The following is an 18,580-nucleotide window of genomic DNA, read 5'->3' as shown; positions in this document are numbered from 1 at the left end:
TGCAATGAAGACCAAGATGTGAGGCGAAGATTCGGACATGTTTCAGTCGTCATGGGTCAAGCTGGCCTGGCCTTCGCGGGCCCCGTGTTACGCCGGATGCCTTACGCTTTGCACGCCTTTTTCTTTCTACTGCTCAGCGCCTGCGCCATTCCGCAAGTGCCCTCTCGTATCGTCTACGAAGATCCTGTGAATTATGTTCGACTGGAAACGGATCAAAACGTATTGCCGGAATGGCCGCCGAGTTACTTTACTCACCCTGCGCAATTCAGCCAGGATCAGGTACGCAGGATTCTGAAAGCGCTCACTGTTCGAGAGCACCGTGTCAGCCTGCAGAAATGGTTTCTCGGGGAAGCGCCGCGCGTACCCGTGTTCCGTGACGATGAAATCGCCTTGCTGGTGCCGCAGATTTCCGAAGCGCTGGCGCTGGCGAAGGAAAACGAGCGGGTCACGTTCTATCTCAGTCAACCTCAGACTTCGATCAAGCGCATCATCACGTCGGGCGGGTTGTATATCAAGGGAACGGACCTGCATGTCATTCTTGGGAACTGGCAGATCGTCTACGGCATTCCGGCTTATGGCATGATTTACGACCGGCGCTATCCCATGAGCCCGACTGCGGCGAAGGGGTTCGATTTGTTTTTTGAGAAGGAAGCCGCGATGACACGCCGGAAGACCAGTTTTTTGGATTGGCTCCTGGCCAATGTCAAAGACGAACTGGTCATCGACCTCGCCAAGGTATTTCCCAGCCCATCCGTGTAGATCCATATCGTATTCATCTTCAATCATCTCCGTCGTGCCGGCATGTAAATATCGTGATGTGCGTGGAATCTATGGCGAGGGGGTGTAATGTGACGGTAGGTCGCCTGGTGTCCCTGTTGACCGTCTTGTGAAAATAAATGAGTTCGTGTTTGGGGCGGTCCTACTCGGGCTGACTTCATGCCTGATGAATATCAATGTACATCGATAGTATCAATATGTTAACGCTATGAATATGAAGTATCAGGTTATGTATACTTTTCATGGCGACATAGGCGCCGGAGGCGAAAAGCCATCGCAGGTTCGCTCATGTGGTGTGCACGCTTTTATGCAAGTTTTCCTTTGCAAGGATTTGTTCGTCTTGCACTCCTCAAGGCGATCTGTGAATCTGTAGGATGTTAGACAACATACGCGCGGCTTTTTGGTGATGAATCCTTTCCCGCCGGGAGATGACCATGAAAAAGCTCAGGAGTGAAGACTGTCAAAGAAAGCGCGATGAGACGGGGGCATCGATCCGACCCACCATCTTACGTGTCTTGGCAATCGGCTGCTTGGCGATGGCAGGGGCGGTCTCATCGTTGCCGGCTGGAGCAAACCATCAAGGACGCGAGCATGCGGTCGAGAATCACCATGAAACGACCGGAACAGGCCATTCGATCCCGGGCGTATCCTTTCAGGTCTTTCTGGATAGGGGACGAGCAACGACGGAAAGTGATGGATTTGATCAGGTTCAAGCCGATGCGGCCGTCCAAACGGTCGTGGATGCCTTCGCGTTCATGAGCCAGCATCGGACCGACTATCAGCGCTTTGATGAAACGGTAAAGAAGAATCTGCTTGAAAAAGTCATCATTGAATCGACGGTCGTCAACCAGGACGGAAAGTCCTTTCCTTTCCTGGTCGCTCGCACGAAAGAACCGGGACGGGTCAAACTGTTGATCAACGGCTCCTCATTGAAGGAGAAAGGTTATCTGGGTCATCCCGACCGGCTTGTCCCGGTTCTTGCGAGAGAGTTTCAATGGGTGGTCAGCAAAGCCGATACGAGCCCTAAACCCAAGACAGTTTCGGTTGAACGGGATCTCAAACATGCCCCCATCCGCAGCGACAAAGAGATCCGAGAGATGTCGGGGGACGACCGCGCCCGCCTCATTCAGCAATTGTTCAGCACCTACTTGAAAACCGTCGATGACCACAAGAGCCTGGAGGGGCAATCGTATTATGAAATCGGGACGACCGCCCTGGTTCCACCGACGCAACCGGATTCAACGATCAAGCTCTACGACATCCGGGTCCGCGAAGCCCTGCAGAAAATCGTGCAGGATGCGTATTTCAGTGATCGCACGCCGACAGCGGTCAAGAGCCTGCTGGATGGCACAGTCTGGAACGTCGCCTTCGTTAAGATTGATGAACGCGATTGGGCCACGCGCACCAGAGTGTTGTCTGAAGACAAGGCCGTGGCAGTAGGAGAAGTCGGTCGAATGCTTCAACCGGCCGCGATCTTGGTGAATACGTATCGGACGGCCGCTCCGGACGACCCGTTTTACCACGATACAAAGGGCTTGCCGATGGGCGCGCTGTCTCCGGACCAACTTGCCCGCGTCATCGCGTCGGAAATTCAACACAACATCATCGAGAAATCCATGACCGGCCACGTGGCCCAGGACGAAATGACGGCGCCCAGGTGAAAGGTCGATTTTTGCAACCGGAGAGGGCAGGACGGATGCGAACTTGAATGTTGAATGAAGATGGAATTGGCGACCGGGCTTGGATGATCGAATAGCAGAAGCCGTTGTGTCATGCCGGATATCGTGCAAATGAAATCACGGCTGCGGCGGGCTTGGATTCATTCGGGATTGTTTCCACGCGTCGTCTCAGCCGGGTCTTGTCGTGCAGAAACAAGCCCCAGAGGCGATTCACCAGCTCATTGCGACCGCGGATCACACACTTGTATTCTAAGGCCCATTCGGTTACCTGCCTGCCCGCAAACTTCTCTATATGCTCCGCCGCCCGCTGACTGCCGGGCAAACCGACGATGTCTTTCTCGGCGGACGACCCTTCGCCCGAGAAACTGACATTTCCGTGGTCTTGTTCGCCCCAACGGATCCGGAATAGAATTACTGATGCCACCCGCCAAACAGGGCGAAGGCGAGCCGTTTTCATGAAGTTGAATCAGGTTGGGTACCGAACGATAGATGGTGTGAGTTCCAGCGCGGATGTTCGCCGTTATTCTCTTTGAACCGGAAATTCCCTCGAACACCGGCAATATCATTCGGCTCTGCGCAAATACCGGCGTCGCCCTGCATCTCGTCAGGCCGTTGGGCTTCACGCTGGACGATAAGCGCTTGCGGCGGGCCGGGTTGGATTATCACGAATTTGCCACGATCACGGTGCATGACAATTGGGTCGAGTGCGCCGACAGCTTGAAGGAGCGCCGCGTCTTTGCGGTTTCGACCAAGGGCACGCAACGCTATGACCTGAATGATTATGCCGAGGGCGACGCGTTTCTGTTTGGTCCGGAAACGCGCGGGCTGCCGGGCGAGATCCTCCTCACATTCCCCGCGCAGCGGCTTCTTCGCTTACCTATGGTCCCGGGAAGCCGAAGCCTCAATTTATCAAATGCGGTCGCGGTGGTCATTTACGAAGCATGGCGGCACGTTGGGTTTATCCCGCCTCATCGGTGACTCTGCGAAACGTTCTCCGCCACGACATCTCGCGATTATCAGCGATTGATGCCGTGACGCCTCATGGTCCTCCGATTTGGGCCTTGCCCCGTCGAATCCGAATTCCACCGAAATCGTCGGAAAGCCGATAGCTTAGCCCGGCTATTGCGACCGCGAGCGGTCATGGTATGCGCCATGCATCGCTTGCCGGACAAGCAATATCGCTTGGTGACTGACGCGTTCAATGTCACATGGCATTCAGAAAGGGGGCATCGATGAAATGCACGCGCTGTGATGGTTTCATGATAATCGAGTCATTGTACGATGTGAAACATGAGGACACGCGGGTGGGAAAGTTCGGCGCCCGTTGTGTTAACTGCGGCAACATCGAAGATTCAGTGATCTGCCGGAATCGTCTGGTGCGGCCTTCGCTGAGGAATGAGCCTCGTGGTGGAGCTGTGGAGCAAGGCGTCATTTTGCTTTGGTAGATGTCTCGCTCTACCTCCGTTGCCCGGCGCCTGCATGAATGATCATTCGTCACGATTGGTGAAGGTCAATCCCAACTCGGTGGATTGCCAATCTTCGCACGGCGTGAATGAGCGGGCGCCGGCGTTCTCCCTTCGATGTGAATCCTCCCGCGCGTGTGAACAACTGGCCAATGTGATCGTTATGGAACCGGCGCGCGCCAAGTCGTAGCAACAGTCGCTTCCGAACGGTCCTTTGGTGCTGCCGAGTGCTCCTTCCTTCTCCCACGACAGATCACGATCGATGAACGTTCTCACGGTGAGTCTTCATGACCGTTCACTGTGAGCCTTCATGTCGCATTGTTCTCTTTCCATGAACTACTCATGTTCGCGACAGGTTAACTCTTCCATGGAGAACAGCCTGTCCTGGTACAAGCCATGCAGCTTGGCACCAGCGGGCGGACGAGATTGAAGCTTCGAGCGACGAGAGCGGTCGGCTGATATTCACATGCGAACCGAGAAGGTGAGGGCTAGGCGATGGGTGGTCTATTTTTTGAGGACAACTCACTGGTGAGCGGCATCTTGGCGATCATGGGAATTCTTGGAGCATTCGTACTGGCGGTCTATAGCCTCACGCTTCCTCCTCCTCCGGTCGCCTCGCCGCTTGATCGGCATGCGGAGGAAAAGGTCAAGCAGATTTACACCAGGCATGACCTATGGAGGTGGTAGTTGCCTCGCGGCTGATCATGCCTGAGGTGTGGTGAGTCAGGAGAATCCAGCGATACATGAACGGACGATACATGAAGGAGTTCAGCCATGTATAGAACCGCGACCCTGAAAGCACTGATTGTCACGATTGGACTGATGAGCCTCTGTCTGCTTGTCATGCCAGTCATCTTATCTTGGCCCGATGATCTCTCTCAGTCGATTGCGGTGGCTGCGGAATCCGATGCCCCATCATCCGAAACGACGGAAACGGCCGCGAGCAATGAACAGAAGATCGAAAAGGCGAGGGATGTCTATTACAAGACGGAAGGAATCGTGTCGGGCGAGCCGGCTCCGCAGGCGACCGATAGCCCGAAGGATTATCCTCGTTACAACTTTGAAAGTCGCGTGCTGATCTGGTTCGCTAACCAGCAGCACCTATATTACGGCAGCTTTGTCCTTGCAGTGCCGATCTTTTGCATGATCATCGAGTTCATGGGCATGGTGGCCAAAGACAAGACCATGGCTCAGCGGTACGATCGGCTTGCGTACGATTTCGTCAAGATTAGTCTCACGGCCTATTCGTTGACCGCGATTCTCGGGGGGATTCTCGTCTTCACCTTCCTGACGCTATATCCGACATTCTTCGGATATTTATCCAGCATTTTTAGGCCGGTTATGCATCTCTATGCGTTGCTTTTCGTGGCCGAGAGCGGGACCCTCTATGTCTACTATTATGGTTGGGACAAGATGAAAGAAGGCTTTCTTAAATGGATCCACCTAAGCCTGGCGGTCGCCTTGAATACCATCGGCACGGTGCTCATGTTTCTTGCCAATTCCTGGATCGGCTTCATGATGTCTCCGGCTGGAGTGGACGAGCAGGGGCGTTATCTGGGCAATATCTGGCACGTCATCCATACGGCGTTGTGGAATCCGCTGAACATGCACCGGATTCTCGGCAATATGGCGTTCGGCGGCAGTGTAGTTGCAGCCTATGCGGCCTACCGGTTTTTGGCGGCGAAAACCAGCGAGGAGCGGGCCCATTACGATTGGATGGGCTATGTCGCGATGTTCATCGCGGTCGTATTCCTCATTCCGCTGCCGTTCGCCGGCTACTGGCTTATGCGCGAGGTTTACGCGTATCGCCAGCAAATGGGGATCACGTTGATGGGCGGTCTCCTGGCCTGGCTCTTTATCATCCAAGCCACCATGATCGGCGCGCTGTTCCTCACGTCGAGCTACTATCTTTGGCAATGCCTGGATCGCATGCGCGGAGCGGAGCGTTATCAAAAGTACATCAAGTATGTATTGTTCGTCATGGTGGCTGGATTCCTCGTGTTCATCACTCCGCACACGATGGTCATGACGCCGGCCGAGTTGAAAGCGATGGGCGGCCAGCAGCATCCGGTGCTGGGCAATTTTGGAGTTATGTCGGCCAAGAACGGCGGGATCAATATCCTGATCGTCGCAACGATTTTGAGCTTTATCTGGTATCAGCGCGGGAACAAGGTACCGACGGTGTCCTGGGCGAAGTTCGGCAACATTTTCATGGGCTGCTTCTTCGCCGTCGGGGCTTTGAATATCATCTGGCTCGCGATCTATGGCTATTACATCCCGGCGAACGTGCGGGTGGGGCTGTCTGTGCCGCAGGTGGCGACCACGTTGTCCTGTCTGGTCTTCATGACCACGCTCAACCTTCTCATGTTGCGCGGGTCAAAGCTCGCCGGACCGGTGGAATGGGGTAAGATGGCGGGGCGTAGCCAATATGCCTTGATCATGTTGGCGACGGAATTTACATGGATGATGGCGTTGATGGGGTACATCCGTTCGTCGGTCCGGTTGTTCTGGCACGTGAACGAAATCATGCGCGACAACAGTCCCTGGGCCTACACCCATACCGTGGGATTTGCGGCCAACATGATTTCATTCAACGTGCTGTTCTTCTGGGTCAGCATTCTTTTCGTATTTTGGTTGGCGTCGCTGGGTGAAAAGAAGGCGACCCAAACCTATCCGGCGCCGACACCCAACATGGTGCCTCAGCCGGCGAGGCGGTGAGACACCGGTGTCCGGAGTCAGAGGGGAGAACTTATGGAGGTCTAGTCAGCGCAGGGGGTTGCTGTCGACAGCCTGCGGTGATGAGGGTTGGATCCGGAGCGTAATCGTACTGATCCGGTAGAGCAAGTCATCACTGAAGCGTCCTTGCAGCACGAGCGCTTGCAAGTCTTGATCGGTGGCGCCGACAATGCGGACGTCCGCATGGAGCCTACGCCAGCTTTGTACCGGCTGATATTCTCCTCGGTCAAGAAGGCGCAGGAGTCCGATCTGCACTGGTCCGGACATAGCGCCAAGCTCGGTGAAAAAGAGGGTACCGCTTTCAGCCGCGGTGAGAAGCTGATGCGTGGGGCCCGCGACGCCGGTAGATGAATCCGTCTCATTGCCGAATAGCTCGCTTCCCAACAGTTCCCGACTCACCTGGTCGCAATGGACGACAACGAATGGACCGCCGGCCCGGCGGCTCTGCGTATGCAGCAGGCGCGCAACCGCCTCTTTGTCCGACTTAGTTCCGCCCAGAATGAGGACCGGCGCGTCTGAGCGGGCGGCTTGCGCGATCAACCCCTGCAAAGCTTCCGGAATTTCGCTTTCTTTCCACGACATCGGGAATGATTCGTCCTGTCTTTGGCCGCGAAGTTGATCCCGGCGCTGTGCGCCACCTATAGCAATACGCGTCTCGGATGTCACACAATCACGAGAATCAAGCGGCATGCATGCTGCCGGCGCATGGATTCCGAACAGCTTTTCTCAACGCAGCCTGTGCCAGGAGTCGCGTGGAATCCAATAACGGCAGGACCGATTGTTCAGAAACACCCAGGAGCGGCAACTCTGTGCAGGCCAGAATGGCGGCATCGCAACCTCGTTTGTACAGGCTCTCCACAACGTCATAGACGAACGACCGAGACCCTTCTCTGACCTCCCCGGCGACCAACTCATTCAGGATCACGTCTTGTAATCTGGCTCGATCGTGCTCGGCAGGTAAGGCATGGTCGATGCCCAGTCGTCCCAGTCTGTGTGGATAGATGGATCCTTCCATGACGACGCGGGTGCCGAGCAAACCGACTCGATGAAAGCCCCGGCGCGCGGCTTCGGTTGCGACCACATCGACAATATGCAGCCATGGGATGGGAGAATCGATCAAGTCGAAGGCCTGATGCAGCGTATTGTTCGGACAAATGATGAAGTCTGCCCCCGCGAGAGTCAGCTTCTCAGCCGACCGGGACATGAGCGCCGCGACGGAATGCCAATCCTGCTGCTGGATCGCCTCCAAATACAGATGGAGTGGAAACGTATGCATGGTGATCTCGGGGTGAACATGGGAGGCTAGAAGCCTGCCTGCTTCCACGCAGATGCTCCGATAGCAGAGCGCGGCCCCTTCGGCCGTGCCAGCGACGATGCCGATATGTTGGCCAGCAATGCTGCGATGATTGTCCATTCCGATCTCCCTCTATTTGAGTGCCCGCAACCGCGCGAGGCCGTGGGATTTACCGTCGGCTGCATTCATGTGGGCACTTTGGTACACAATGGGAAGGCCGCGGCGTCCGGCCTCGATGCGAATCTTTCGCGCTAAGGCATGGGTTACCTGGTCCAGCACCACGACGACTGCTTCCGTATGCCGCGGGATCGGCCTCGCCAGATCGCGCCGCAGGCGACCAGTGAAGTGCGCAACGGATCGACGACCCCGTGCATTCCTCTGTTGGAATATTCCGATCGAGTCGACTCCGACGATGAAAATGTTGAGCCGGTACTGTCCCCCCTGTTGGTCGTGAACAGAAATTGCGCCGGTTTTCTTGTTGTCGCCAAAGGGTACGGCACTCAAGGTTGCAATTCTTTTCTGTTTTCTTCTTTTACCGGGTAGACCGGCATTGCAGAAAGCGCTTCGCGATACCGAATCTGCAACTCCTCTCGCTGATCCGGGGCGTAAAAGCGACCCACGGATTTCACCTGGACTAGGTATTCTTCCGGTTCGAAGATCACATCGAATTCAGGCGAGACCTGAGGGACATTGGGCATCTGTCGGTCATACTTGCTGATATCGGGACCCGGTCCATGTTTGTCGTGCACTTCGCTCAACGAGAGATAGAAAATCGGATCCCGAATCGACACCCACCCGGTCGTGGTCTCTTCAAAACCGTCCTCAGTGGGATTGCTGAGATGGAAATACACGCGCTCCGACGGCTGGGCTTCGGCCAGGGCTCTTGAGAGAGGAGGCGCCAGAACGGCAATTTCGTCGTCACGAAACGCCCTGGTTTTATCCGCCTTGCCGGCAAACAGCCGGTGAATGAAATTCCGCCGTTCAGACGTTCTGACGCCGCGGAGAAGCGTCCCCACTTGAGTCGGCGTCAAGGCCACAGGGTGAGAATTAGATGTCGAATTGGGGTCCTGTTCCAGGTGCACGACCTTTAGCCCCGATTCATACACGATCTTGGGCGCCGGTGCCGGCTTGCTCGATGCGCAACCGGTCATGACGGACAACCCTGCAATAAGCACCGCCGCCGAGAGTCGAGCTGATATCCATACTGTGCGCGGTTCCTTCCTGACCAATGTCATTGTGGCGCCTCCCACCGTTGAACAAGGCCGGGCGATGAGGGAACGCGATCGAACCCGTATTTCTGTAACTGCGCGTGCACCTCTGGTGTGAGCAAGAACTCCGTGAAATTTTTCGCCGCCGAAATATTGCGCGCCGTCCAGACAGTGGCGGCGCCATAACGGATCGGATTATGGGAGCCGACCGGCGCCTGGTCGATGATGCGGACCTTCGGATTCGAGGCGACATCGGTGCGGTAGACCACGCCGATCTCGGCCTCTCCATTGGCGACCAGGTCGAGAACCGCCTTCGAATGCTCGCCGTAGACATACTGTGACTTCAATCGCGGTTCCAGATCGGTGGATTTGAGAAATTGCGCGGCGACTTTTCCCACTGAGGCCGTCTTTGGGTCTCCGACGGCGATCCTGCGAATAGGGGTCTTATGAAGATCCTGAATGACTCCGATCGGGGCGGGGAGCGCCGTGCTGGTGATCAACACGAGCGTTGTACCGGCATAGAGGCGCTTGGTGCCTTGGATGATCAGTCCCTTCTTTTCAAGCTGTTCAATCTCCTCAAAGAGAGAGGGCAGAAAGACATCCACCGGGGCGCCCTGCGTGATTTGGTCCCGTAACGTTTGGGACGGGCCGTATACCACGCGAATATTGATGTCCGGGTGTCGGCTTTCAAAAAGAGGCAACACATTGCGCAGCGCCTCGCGAAGACTGTTGGCTGCTGCGATTGTCAAGGTCTCGGTCGGTTCAGCCGAGACGGAGGCCGTCATTCCAATGAAGACCAATACAAAACCAAGAAGAAAAAACGGGAGAGACATCCTGTGTGGCTTCATGACCGTTCTCCTATCTCTTATGGTGAGATTGCCCTGCGCGATTTAGAAAAAGAACTGATACTGGACGTTGATGCGATTTTCGATGAGATCACTGCCGAATCCCGGGTTACTTTCGAACGGGAATCTGTCCGGCGCGCGTCCGCCGCTGCCATAGGTGATGTTCGAATAGTCGACGACTAGACGATTATTGTATGTGCCGTCGAAACTATAGTTGAGGGCGGCGCCGAATTCTTTGACGAGGTCGTGGGTCTGCTTCGTGGAGGGATCCATAAAGCCGTACCGGAAGGCCAACTCAAGTTTGCGGGGGATGACATACTTTCCGACTTGAGCATACCAGCCGTAAGCCTGTCCCAATTCTACGGGAGGCCCTAAGACGACGGCTGTCGCCGGGTCGAATGGAACGGTGCCGGACTCAGCGTTCCGCACGCGCTGGTGCCTGTAGTATCCTTCAGCCTGCAAAGACCAGCCTTGGTACTTCGCAATGAAGTCCACTTCATAGGTTTGGAAATCGTAGATGCCGCCGCCAAGGAGGCGACCATTGTAGCTCCTCGACACAGCCTGGCGATAGGCGCGGTCTACAATGTCGGATCGGGTGGAGCTGAGATAGTTTTGACCGGGATTGTAAGCGTAACCGGCGCCGATCGCCACCTGCGGCACGCGAGAGTTGAGAATGTCGCCCTGGCCGTACCCGGGATTGCCAGAAATCTTGTAGAGCAATCGGATGGTGTACATCATCTCGCCAGTGAGGAAACGCGTATCGTAATTGAAGGTTCGGCGCTGCGCCGCGGGAAGGTCCGCGTTGTTCGGAAGCGCCTGACTGACGGACGTACCTTCTCGGGATAAATTCGTCCCGGCTCCATTCCAAACGCCGATCGCGTAGTTGAATTTATAGTTATCCTCATCGCTCAGAATGGTGATGCCGATATCTCGTCTATTGACCAGGTTGGCGGCGAACGCGTTCTGGACAATCAAATTATCCGCGAACGTCGAGGTGGCAATTGAACTAATCAGAGCGCGATTGAACCACACGCGTTGTTGGCCGACCTGGATGGTCGCAAAGGGGATGTGCCAGGACGCCACATAGGCATCGAGCAGTTTGCCGGTCCCGTTGGCACCCTCTTGGTTCCACGGCGTTTGATCAAATTGGACGGAAAAGTTGTAGCGAAGATCGGGATCGAAGGCATACCCCAGGAATTGCAGTCGCGTCCGAGGAACCGTAAAGGTGCTCGAATCACTCTGTTGCCTGACGGCCCGGAACTCGACCTGGCCCCCCAAAATCTCAGGATTCCTCGAGTCTCCGATTGTCGACCATGCGTTATTGTAGGTGCTGTAGGAGTAACGCGCCTGGGTGAGGAGTCGCATCTTGAGCAGAAATTTTGAGCCGACACGGATGTTCAATCCGTTATTGATATCCACGCTGTAGTTTGGCTTGGCTGCATGTTCTTTTGCCTCGAGCACCTTCAGCCCGCGTTCATATTCCTGTTGGGTGATGATGCCCTTGAGATAGAGATATTTCAGCCCCGGGTCTTCTGTGGAAACATATTCCCAGCGGCCGTCTTTTTTCACGAGCTGGCCTTCTTCCACAGCATGGATAATCGGGGCCGACGATATTATGAATCCGAAGATAAGAAAAGAAACCAACGCAGACGGCCTCATGTCCCGATGTCCTCCTTGACATGAGAACCTCCAGTCGTCCGGTCAGTTCCCGCAATAAATTGTCGAGCGCCGAAATATGGCTCCAGTAGTCTGGCAGCCGAGGTCGAAACGACCTACGCGCATTCAACGCTCGCGGTCGAAACGCAGTTTCTCTTTCCGCTCTATTTGAACGATGCGTGAATCATGGATGGTGATTTCAATCGATCCATACCGAATGCCCTCGATAGCCAAAGCAATATGAGAGAGATCTTGTTCGTTGACATAGGAATAGGTGGTGGTCGATTCGTTTCTCTGCATGGCTTATCTCCGTATGTTTATAATCATTAGTAATCCGATGAGGATTATAAATAATAAACTTGAATAAGAATGTCAAGTATTAATTATATCGGCAAAATCAATTAATTCAAACTTCAGGGCGGACGCCGACTGGGCGATATGGTGAAATATTTTGGAACCGTTGCCGGCCAGGCCAGTGTCAACCCGGTCATTTTACGAGGCGTAAGACATTTCGGCTCCTCGATTCCTGGCGGTTATCAGGACATCAAGGGCTCAGCGATTTACGAACGAGGGCCGTTCCCGCTCTTAACAAGAGAGGGCAGGAACACAGGAGTGCATTCCTGCCTCAGATGAGCGGATATGATGGGCGGGATATCCCGCTCTTCCAGTGACCTGATGAGGCGCAATCTACCGCGAAGCTGTCGACATCGGTTGAACGATTCGGCTGTGGTCACAGGGCTGATTCATATAAGCCGCGTTGAGCCTTGCTCTTCGGTTGCACGTGTGATGTCTGTAAGCAGGCGCGGACGAAGAAGAGAGTGGCCGGGATAGCACTGTTTGATGGAGATGGCATTCAAAGGAATATGAATGGTCACGCGATCCCATGCCCGGGGCGGCCGATTCAGCCAGAACATGTTGTCCGTCGTCGTGAGCGTCAAACATCGGCCCAGAAGCTTCAGCACCAGCAGGGACTTGAACTCTCGGTTGGCTGCGAGGACCACGCGGGCGGGCCAGCAGTTATCCTCTAAAAAGCTGACCCATCGCGGAGGACTGAGTAGGACATCTCCGGGAGGAACCTCCAGCGTGACCTGCTGACCGATGTCGAGTTCGTTGGATTGTTGCATCTCTGGTGAGGAAACAAAGTCAATTATTCCCCTATCGAGCAAGCGGACAGAATATTTGGCGAGAGGGTAATGCGGATGCTGATGGTGCCGGGCGACAATTGTTCCGACCAACCTGTTCTTAATCCGGATGTGAGAAAGGCGTGTATCCAGGACATCGGGAGCCGGTTCCATTCCGTGTGCCGTCAGAGCCATGGGGACCTCCTTTCCAATTTCACTGCTGATTAGCGTGCGGTAGATGCCGTTTCCGTTTCCAATTCCGCCTCGTCAAAGCCGGCGGTTGGAACGGCATGTGGCGGAAATTTCTCCCGGCCTCTCAAGAGTCTCTCCGGTGCAGCGCGATCCATCGCCAGCGCCATTGACGTGACGGCGTAGCGACAACCGGCGCAAGCCCAGAACGCTCCATTTGAGACCAGCGTTTCGCGCGCGCACCCGGGGCATGGGCGCACCGCCAATCGACTTTGTCGTGAGTCGTTCATCCGCATTCCTCCGCTGTGCCTGGATTGAATCGACATGGATCGGGTGAGAATATCGATAACATATCAGTAAAGTTTAAACAATGTCAACTATACTTGTATCGGGGCCATCCGCCGTAGAACAAAGGAGGACGATCTGATGTGGAAGGCGTTCCTTATCAGCTGGCAGACCAATATGCCCTACATCACCGGCGAGGTTCGTTGGGTCGACACCCATACGACCGCGAATCCGAAGGAGAGTTATTAAATTAGTGTCACCGTGCAGGGCCAATGGTGACGCTGACGTCACGCAAATGGATAGTTCATATCGCCGTCACGGAAGAACGGGGTATCCAATCGTTCATCTACAAATGGGGCCAATCGGCAGCGCACGGTTCCAGGCCATACCGTGGAAGTGACGTATGGGCCGGTCGGCGGAATATAATCTGAAAGAGAGTTGTCTGACTGTGGAAGTTCAGAGATGGACCTCGGGTAAAGCGGGTTTCTTTAGAGTAAGGCAATTTACTGTAACAGGATAGTTGACATCGATTAATCTATTATGGTATTTAGCCGCCGCTATGGGTGAAAAACACAAGGCCGAACGTCCCGAGAATATCGAGAATCGTCTGCGTAATCATCGGATGGCCCGAGGATGGTCCCAAGGCCAGCTCGCGGATGCCGCTCAAATCACCCGCCAGGCCGTCTGCGCCATCGAAGCTAATCAGTATCTGCCGACGACCGCCGTCGCCTTGCGTCTGGCCGGCGCGCTTCACTGTAAGGTCGAAGATCTCTTCAGCCTGATTACGACCGGAGATTTGATCGAGGGCGATCTGATTTCAATAGATTCATCCCAGCGGCGCTTACTTGATCGAGCCCGCGTCAAGGTGGCGCTGGTCGGGGATCGATTTGTCGTGCGTCCGATGTCGGCGCTCGGCGAAGTATTAAATTACACCGTCCCGGCCGACGGCCTGATCGTCGATGCCGACTCGATCCGGCGAGGCGGGAAGTCGCCGCCTCGCGTTAAGGTCCGTTTGCTGAGAGATCGTCGAACGGTCGAGCAAGAAATTGCCGTGGCCGGTTGCGATCCGACAATTTTCCTGGCCGGAGACTATTTACGACGCCGGGAAAACAACATCACCGTCATCGGATGGTCGATGGGAAGCGCGGCAGCGGTGGAGGCAGTCAAAGCGGGTGAAGTTCATGTCGCCGGATTGCACGTGGTCGATGCGAAATCGGGCGAGTCCAATCTGCCGTTTCTCCGCAAACATCTCAAGGACGACAGTTTCACAGTCATCACATTTGCAACCTGGGAAGAAGGATGGATCGTCGCTGCCGGAAATCGGAAAAACATCAGGGATGCCGGCGATCTGACCAGAAAAGACATCACGTTGATCAATCGGGAGGTCGGGGCCGGCGCTCGCATGCTCCTGGATCGCAAACTTACGGAGGCCGGCATCAAGTCCGAACAGGTCAAAGGTTATGACCATGCGGCCATGTCGCATTTCGAGGTTGCGCGGTTGATCGCGGAGGGCCATGCCGATACGGGCGTCGGCGTACGCTCGGCCGCAATCGCCCTCGGGCTGGATTTCATTCCCTTGCAGGTCGAGCGATATGACCTGGTGATTCCTACGAAGCTCTTGAAAATGAATCATGGGCTGGAGCAACTGCTCGACACGATTGTCAGCCGGCCCTTTCGCACCGAAATTGAAGCGTTGGGCGGTTACGATACGAGCCAGACCGGTAAGATTCACCACCTTCGCGCCAGCTAGTCTAGAGAATCTAGATCACGACAACCTAAGGGTGCATCATGCGGAATAGCCGTCGGTATTGTCAGATATTGGTCGGGGTAGTTCTTGCGTTGCTGTCGGTTCTGCCCGAGCCTCGCGCGATCGCTGCCGAAAATTTCGTCATTGCGGGATCTCCAAGCCTGAAGGGCGTCTTGGAACAGCTCGCCGCGGGCTTTGAACTGTCGCATCCGGACATCCGCGTCAAACTCTATTTGAACTCCGGCCTGGAATTGAGACAGACCATTGCGGGCATGGAAAACAGCATGGTGGGCCGTTATTTCATCGGGACAGGCCCCATCAACTTAGTGGCTCCAGGAGGAGATGAGTTAATCGCCAGATTAGAAATGAAAAATTACGTGCTGCGAGGAACCCAACGCCCCTATGCACAGGAACAACTCGTGCTCGTCGTCCCGGAGTCATTGTCAGAGGCTCCTGAATCCCTTGAAGCGATGAGCCGGGGAACCGCCCGATTGGCCATTGCGGAACCTGTACGAACCAGGCTCGGCAAGCAGACCCAACAAGCCATGCGTGCTTTGGGCTTCGCGTCATCCTTTGAGGGACGTCTGGACGAAGCCACCGATTCCAGAGGAGTCATCGATCATGTGCTTGCCGGGGAAGCGGATGCAGGAATTATCTATGGACATGAGGCGGCAAGAGAACAGGAGCGGTTGCGGGTGGTTGGGATCATCAAAGAAGGATATCACCCGACCGTACACTCAATGGCCATGGAACGGTATTGTCCCAACAGGGACCTGTGCGAACAATTTCTCGATTATATTCAAGGCGCCGAAGGACAGACTCTTGTGCGAAAGGCCGGGTATGATGTGCCTGGAAACTAAGAAGCGGATGAACCGATTCTGATTTTTTTTGGTTGTTGGTGCAAGTATACAAGTCTTTATGAATTATAATAGGGATTTCATATTGAGCCGCTTTGTAGCTTTTTGGTTCATGGGGATCAAGTATGCAAGTATTTATTACAATCATTCATACACGCTCTATGGGAAGGAGGGGACATCGATGACTGGAATAGGGCTGGGGAGACATTCGCAATGGACCGCTTTTTCGGCTCTCGTTGTGCCGCTGGTAATGGATCTGTTTATGGCCGGGTGCGCAAGGCAGCCCTATACCACTCAGACGGTGCATCAGGAGGAACAGGTCGTCGTGACGCTTCAAAAGGAAGTTGAGCCGCGAACCTATACCCACCCCGTTCAACTGACGGCCGGAGAGGTGGCCAGCATATTGAAGGGATTTTCCGTTCGCCCGCAGCAACGCCTGCCGTTGAGATGGTTTGCAGAGGAGGCGCCGCCGAAACCACTGCTTCGGGACGATGAAGTGCGCGTCCTGGCGCCGTATCTCTCCGAGGCCTTGCAGAAGGCCGGCCCGAATGAGCGGGCGCATTTCCAAGTGCGGACACCGATGTTGACCCAATATGACCGGGATATTGTCGAGGGATGGGTCGCGATGCGGGATCCCTACGTTTATCTCACCGTCGAACATTTCCATACCTCGATTCCGATCCGGCATTCCGATCTCTATGATCGCAACTATCCCACCCCACCGCCTCCGTCCAGGGACTACATTCTCTATTTCGAGCCGGGGCGATTTTGGACCACCGACGAAAAAGGCAACCACGCCGTTGAATTCCGGCAATTCCTCAAGTCCGGAGAAGCGGGTCCTGCCCGTTCCAAAGAATTGCCGCCGGCCGGCGCTCCGTAACCTCTGATCTCCACGATCCAGCGAAATAGTAGTATCCAAACAAACGGGAGAATACCCATGAAGAGACCATTACTGATAATTAATTTATATATTATATCTATATATGCCGGCAGGCTGTTTTGTCTGATCTTGCTCATCACCTGCGCCTCGTTCGGCAGCATTGGTGCGGCGATTGCGGCGGATACGGGGAAACTGGTGGAAAAGGACGGGAAATACGTGTTCGTCGAAAGCATGGATCCGGCGACCAAGCTGTTGCTCGACCGCGCGGCGAAACAGGGCATTATCACGCAGGAAGAATATGCGGAGGTCGTGAAGGCCTCAGAAGAGCGGAACTATCTGCTGCAGCCAAGTTTCAGAGGGTGGTACGACCGAGGGTTCAATCTCTCGATGAACGACAATGCGTTCTTTCTCAAGATCCGATTCCGAACGCAATTGCGATACACGCAACGCTTTCGTAATGACGCCTGGCGGGATCCGGGAGACGCGAAAAACTTTCCGGAATTGTTGGGAGTCTTCGGCGATTACCGGGCGAACCGCTCGGACAGCGAGGCGTCGACAATGAGTGTACGGCGCACACGCCTGTATTTTATGGGGCACCTGTTCAACCCCGACTTTAAGTACTATGTACAGCTCGCGGGGGAGACGCAGGAGAATTCTCAATCACCAGGCTCGGTCCGGGTCCTCGACCTGAATTTTTCGAGCACGCACTTTCCGCTTTTCAATCTTCAATTCGGTCAATTCAAGGTCTACTTCAATCGGTCACAGATCAATTCAACGGCCTCCATGCAATTTGCCGAACGCGCATTGGTGATGGACGCCTTCACGGCCAGCGGCTTGGATCGACGAGATAAAGGCATCACGATCATGAATGATGAGGAAGTGTATCCCGTGAATTACTACTTTGGGATCTTCAACGGCACCGGACCGAGCTTTAACCGGATCGGCGGATTTTTCAGCGAGCAGCCGACCGAGGGCTGCGGAGGCGGCACCACCGGGCAGCCGCCATTTCCATCAGATCCAGGCTGCCCGAATCCCCAGAGAAATATCAACGCGAATTTACGGAACGACATCAATCAACTCATGTACACCGCCCGCTTGAACTGGAATATTATGGGCCGTCCCGGATATGGAGAAGGCGACAATCAGTATTCCGAGACACCGCAGATGGCGATCGGCGGAGGGGTCGCTTACAATCCGGCGGTGAATGCGAGCTCAAACAGTTCGTTCATCGGCACGGACCTGGCCAATCTCAATTTCCGCCGGCAGATCGCGGCGTTCGGCAATGCCAGACAGCTCGGCTGGGGTCTGATCGACTACTTCACCTATGCAGTGGATGGCGTGTTCAAGTATCGCGGCTTCTCGCTTCAAGGAGAGTGGTACTTTAAGAACATCGACCGCCACCAACATGGTCTGCCCTGCATGAATACCGCTTGCACGCTGACGGCGCCGGGGCTTCTCGGGAATGCCACCGGCTGGTATGTGCAGGCAGGTTACTATTTGATTCCCCGGTATTTGGAAGTCGCGGGCCGATTCGCCTATTGGGATCCGGACACCAACGCGGCGGATGACTTGATTTACCAAACCGACGCCTCGATAAACTGGTTTCTCGGCGGAACCTACGACCATCAGATCATGATCACGTACAGCAACATTCAAATGGGCACGGGAGGCTATGCGATCGGGCGAAGTAACCCGCTGCCGCCCTTATCCGGAACGGTCCCGCTCGATGCGAGAGGCGGAACATTGATCGAAAACATGATCCGGGTGCAGTATCAGATATTCTTCTAGTCCGAGAGGATCAGTCTTGTTGTACGGCGAAGCTTTCGCTGCGGGAGTGATGAAG

The 18,580-nt window shown here is 55.0% G+C and carries 20 protein-coding genes; 9 read left to right on the top strand and 11 right to left on the bottom strand.

Annotated elements, in window-relative coordinates; translation table 11 throughout:
- Nucleotides 1-51 precede the first annotated feature (51 nt).
- Nucleotides 52-759, top strand: a complete 708-nt coding sequence (locus ACWGXE_RS14170; RefSeq protein ID WP_447598470.1) for a hypothetical protein — start codon at nucleotides 52-54, stop codon at nucleotides 757-759.
- 452 nt (nucleotides 760-1,211) lie between these two features.
- Nucleotides 1,212-2,438 (top strand): hypothetical protein, encoded by a 1,227-nt coding sequence (locus tag ACWGXE_RS14165; protein WP_447598468.1) that lies wholly within the window; start codon nucleotides 1,212-1,214, stop codon nucleotides 2,436-2,438.
- A 109-nt stretch (nucleotides 2,439-2,547) separates the two neighbouring features.
- Here ACWGXE_RS14165 and ACWGXE_RS14160 read toward each other — a convergent pair whose 3' ends face one another.
- Nucleotides 2,548-2,913 carry a hypothetical protein gene (locus ACWGXE_RS14160; RefSeq protein ID WP_447598466.1) on the bottom strand — a complete coding sequence of 122 codons (366 nt, stop codon included), beginning with the start codon at nucleotides 2,911-2,913 and terminating at the stop codon, nucleotides 2,548-2,550.
- Between the two features lie 53 nt (nucleotides 2,914-2,966).
- Here ACWGXE_RS14160 and ACWGXE_RS14155 point away from each other — a divergent pair, with 53 nt between their 5' ends.
- The gene (locus tag ACWGXE_RS14155) at nucleotides 2,967-3,434 is read left to right on the top strand and encodes a tRNA (cytidine(34)-2'-O)-methyltransferase (protein WP_447598465.1); all 468 of its coding nucleotides are present in this window, start codon (nucleotides 2,967-2,969) and stop codon (nucleotides 3,432-3,434) included.
- Nucleotides 3,435-3,943: 509 nt separating this feature from the next.
- Here the strand turns inward: ACWGXE_RS14155 and ACWGXE_RS14150 are convergent.
- On the bottom strand, nucleotides 3,944-4,195 hold the full coding sequence (locus ACWGXE_RS14150) for a hypothetical protein (RefSeq protein WP_447598463.1): 252 nt from the start codon (nucleotides 4,193-4,195) through the stop codon (nucleotides 3,944-3,946).
- 219 nt (nucleotides 4,196-4,414) lie between these two features.
- Between ACWGXE_RS14150 and ACWGXE_RS14145 the strand changes: the two genes are divergently transcribed.
- Nucleotides 4,415-4,606, top strand: a complete 192-nt coding sequence (locus ACWGXE_RS14145) for a hypothetical protein (RefSeq protein WP_447598462.1) — start codon at nucleotides 4,415-4,417, stop codon at nucleotides 4,604-4,606.
- A gap of 87 nt (nucleotides 4,607-4,693) precedes the next feature.
- Nucleotides 4,694-6,637: a cytochrome ubiquinol oxidase subunit I gene (locus ACWGXE_RS14140; protein WP_447598461.1), complete on the top strand. Its 1,944-nt coding sequence runs from the start codon at nucleotides 4,694-4,696 to the stop codon at nucleotides 6,635-6,637.
- A gap of 45 nt (nucleotides 6,638-6,682) precedes the next feature.
- Here ACWGXE_RS14140 and ACWGXE_RS14135 read toward each other — a convergent pair whose 3' ends face one another.
- The 9 genes from ACWGXE_RS14135 to ACWGXE_RS14095 all read right to left on the bottom strand — a co-directional run bounded on the left by ACWGXE_RS14135 (nucleotide 6,683) and on the right by ACWGXE_RS14095 (nucleotide 13,258).
- Complete coding sequence (locus tag ACWGXE_RS14135) at nucleotides 6,683-7,237, bottom strand: sigma 54-interacting transcriptional regulator (RefSeq protein ID WP_447598460.1); 555 nt, start codon at nucleotides 7,235-7,237, stop codon at nucleotides 6,683-6,685.
- A 97-nt stretch (nucleotides 7,238-7,334) separates the two neighbouring features.
- Nucleotides 7,335-8,069 (bottom strand): aspartate/glutamate racemase family protein, encoded by a 735-nt coding sequence (locus tag ACWGXE_RS14130; protein WP_447598459.1) that lies wholly within the window; start codon nucleotides 8,067-8,069, stop codon nucleotides 7,335-7,337.
- Between the two features lie 12 nt (nucleotides 8,070-8,081).
- On the bottom strand, nucleotides 8,082-8,453 hold the full coding sequence (locus ACWGXE_RS14125) for a hypothetical protein (RefSeq protein ID WP_447598458.1): 372 nt from the start codon (nucleotides 8,451-8,453) through the stop codon (nucleotides 8,082-8,084).
- Nucleotides 8,450-9,184: a hypothetical protein gene (locus ACWGXE_RS14120; RefSeq protein ID WP_447598457.1), complete on the bottom strand. Its 735-nt coding sequence runs from the start codon at nucleotides 9,182-9,184 to the stop codon at nucleotides 8,450-8,452. The genes ACWGXE_RS14125 and ACWGXE_RS14120 overlap by 4 nt, the downstream gene beginning before the upstream one ends.
- The gene (gene modA, locus ACWGXE_RS14115) at nucleotides 9,181-10,005 is read right to left on the bottom strand and encodes a molybdate ABC transporter substrate-binding protein (RefSeq protein ID WP_447598456.1); all 825 of its coding nucleotides are present in this window, start codon (nucleotides 10,003-10,005) and stop codon (nucleotides 9,181-9,183) included. The genes ACWGXE_RS14120 and modA (ACWGXE_RS14115) overlap by 4 nt, the downstream gene beginning before the upstream one ends.
- 42 nt (nucleotides 10,006-10,047) lie before the next feature.
- The gene (locus ACWGXE_RS14110) at nucleotides 10,048-11,661 is read right to left on the bottom strand and encodes a hypothetical protein (protein WP_447598455.1); all 1,614 of its coding nucleotides are present in this window, start codon (nucleotides 11,659-11,661) and stop codon (nucleotides 10,048-10,050) included.
- Nucleotides 11,662-11,784: 123 nt separating this feature from the next.
- On the bottom strand, nucleotides 11,785-11,958 hold the full coding sequence (locus ACWGXE_RS14105) for a YezD family protein (RefSeq protein ID WP_447598454.1): 174 nt from the start codon (nucleotides 11,956-11,958) through the stop codon (nucleotides 11,785-11,787).
- Between the two features lie 443 nt (nucleotides 11,959-12,401).
- Nucleotides 12,402-12,974 (bottom strand): hypothetical protein, encoded by a 573-nt coding sequence (locus ACWGXE_RS14100; RefSeq protein ID WP_447598453.1) that lies wholly within the window; start codon nucleotides 12,972-12,974, stop codon nucleotides 12,402-12,404.
- A gap of 29 nt (nucleotides 12,975-13,003) precedes the next feature.
- Nucleotides 13,004-13,258 (bottom strand): hypothetical protein, encoded by a 255-nt coding sequence (locus ACWGXE_RS14095; RefSeq protein WP_447598452.1) that lies wholly within the window; start codon nucleotides 13,256-13,258, stop codon nucleotides 13,004-13,006.
- A gap of 554 nt (nucleotides 13,259-13,812) precedes the next feature.
- Here ACWGXE_RS14095 and ACWGXE_RS14090 point away from each other — a divergent pair.
- From ACWGXE_RS14090 to ACWGXE_RS14075, 4 genes are all read left to right on the top strand, one after another.
- The gene (locus ACWGXE_RS14090; RefSeq protein ID WP_447598451.1) at nucleotides 13,813-15,003 is read left to right on the top strand and encodes a substrate-binding domain-containing protein; all 1,191 of its coding nucleotides are present in this window, start codon (nucleotides 13,813-13,815) and stop codon (nucleotides 15,001-15,003) included.
- A gap of 38 nt (nucleotides 15,004-15,041) precedes the next feature.
- The gene (gene modA / locus ACWGXE_RS14085) at nucleotides 15,042-15,860 is read left to right on the top strand and encodes a molybdate ABC transporter substrate-binding protein (protein WP_447598449.1); all 819 of its coding nucleotides are present in this window, start codon (nucleotides 15,042-15,044) and stop codon (nucleotides 15,858-15,860) included.
- 178 nt (nucleotides 15,861-16,038) lie between these two features.
- Nucleotides 16,039-16,737, top strand: a complete 699-nt coding sequence (locus tag ACWGXE_RS14080; protein WP_447598448.1) for a hypothetical protein — start codon at nucleotides 16,039-16,041, stop codon at nucleotides 16,735-16,737.
- Nucleotides 16,738-16,794: 57 nt separating this feature from the next.
- The gene (locus ACWGXE_RS14075; protein WP_447598447.1) at nucleotides 16,795-18,525 is read left to right on the top strand and encodes a porin; all 1,731 of its coding nucleotides are present in this window, start codon (nucleotides 16,795-16,797) and stop codon (nucleotides 18,523-18,525) included.
- The last annotated feature ends 55 nt before the right edge of the window (nucleotides 18,526-18,580 follow it).

Source organism: Nitrospira sp. Nam80 (genome assembly GCF_965152575.1).
Note: the sequence above shows the minus strand (reverse complement) of the source record. Positions and strands in the feature narration are given on the sequence as shown.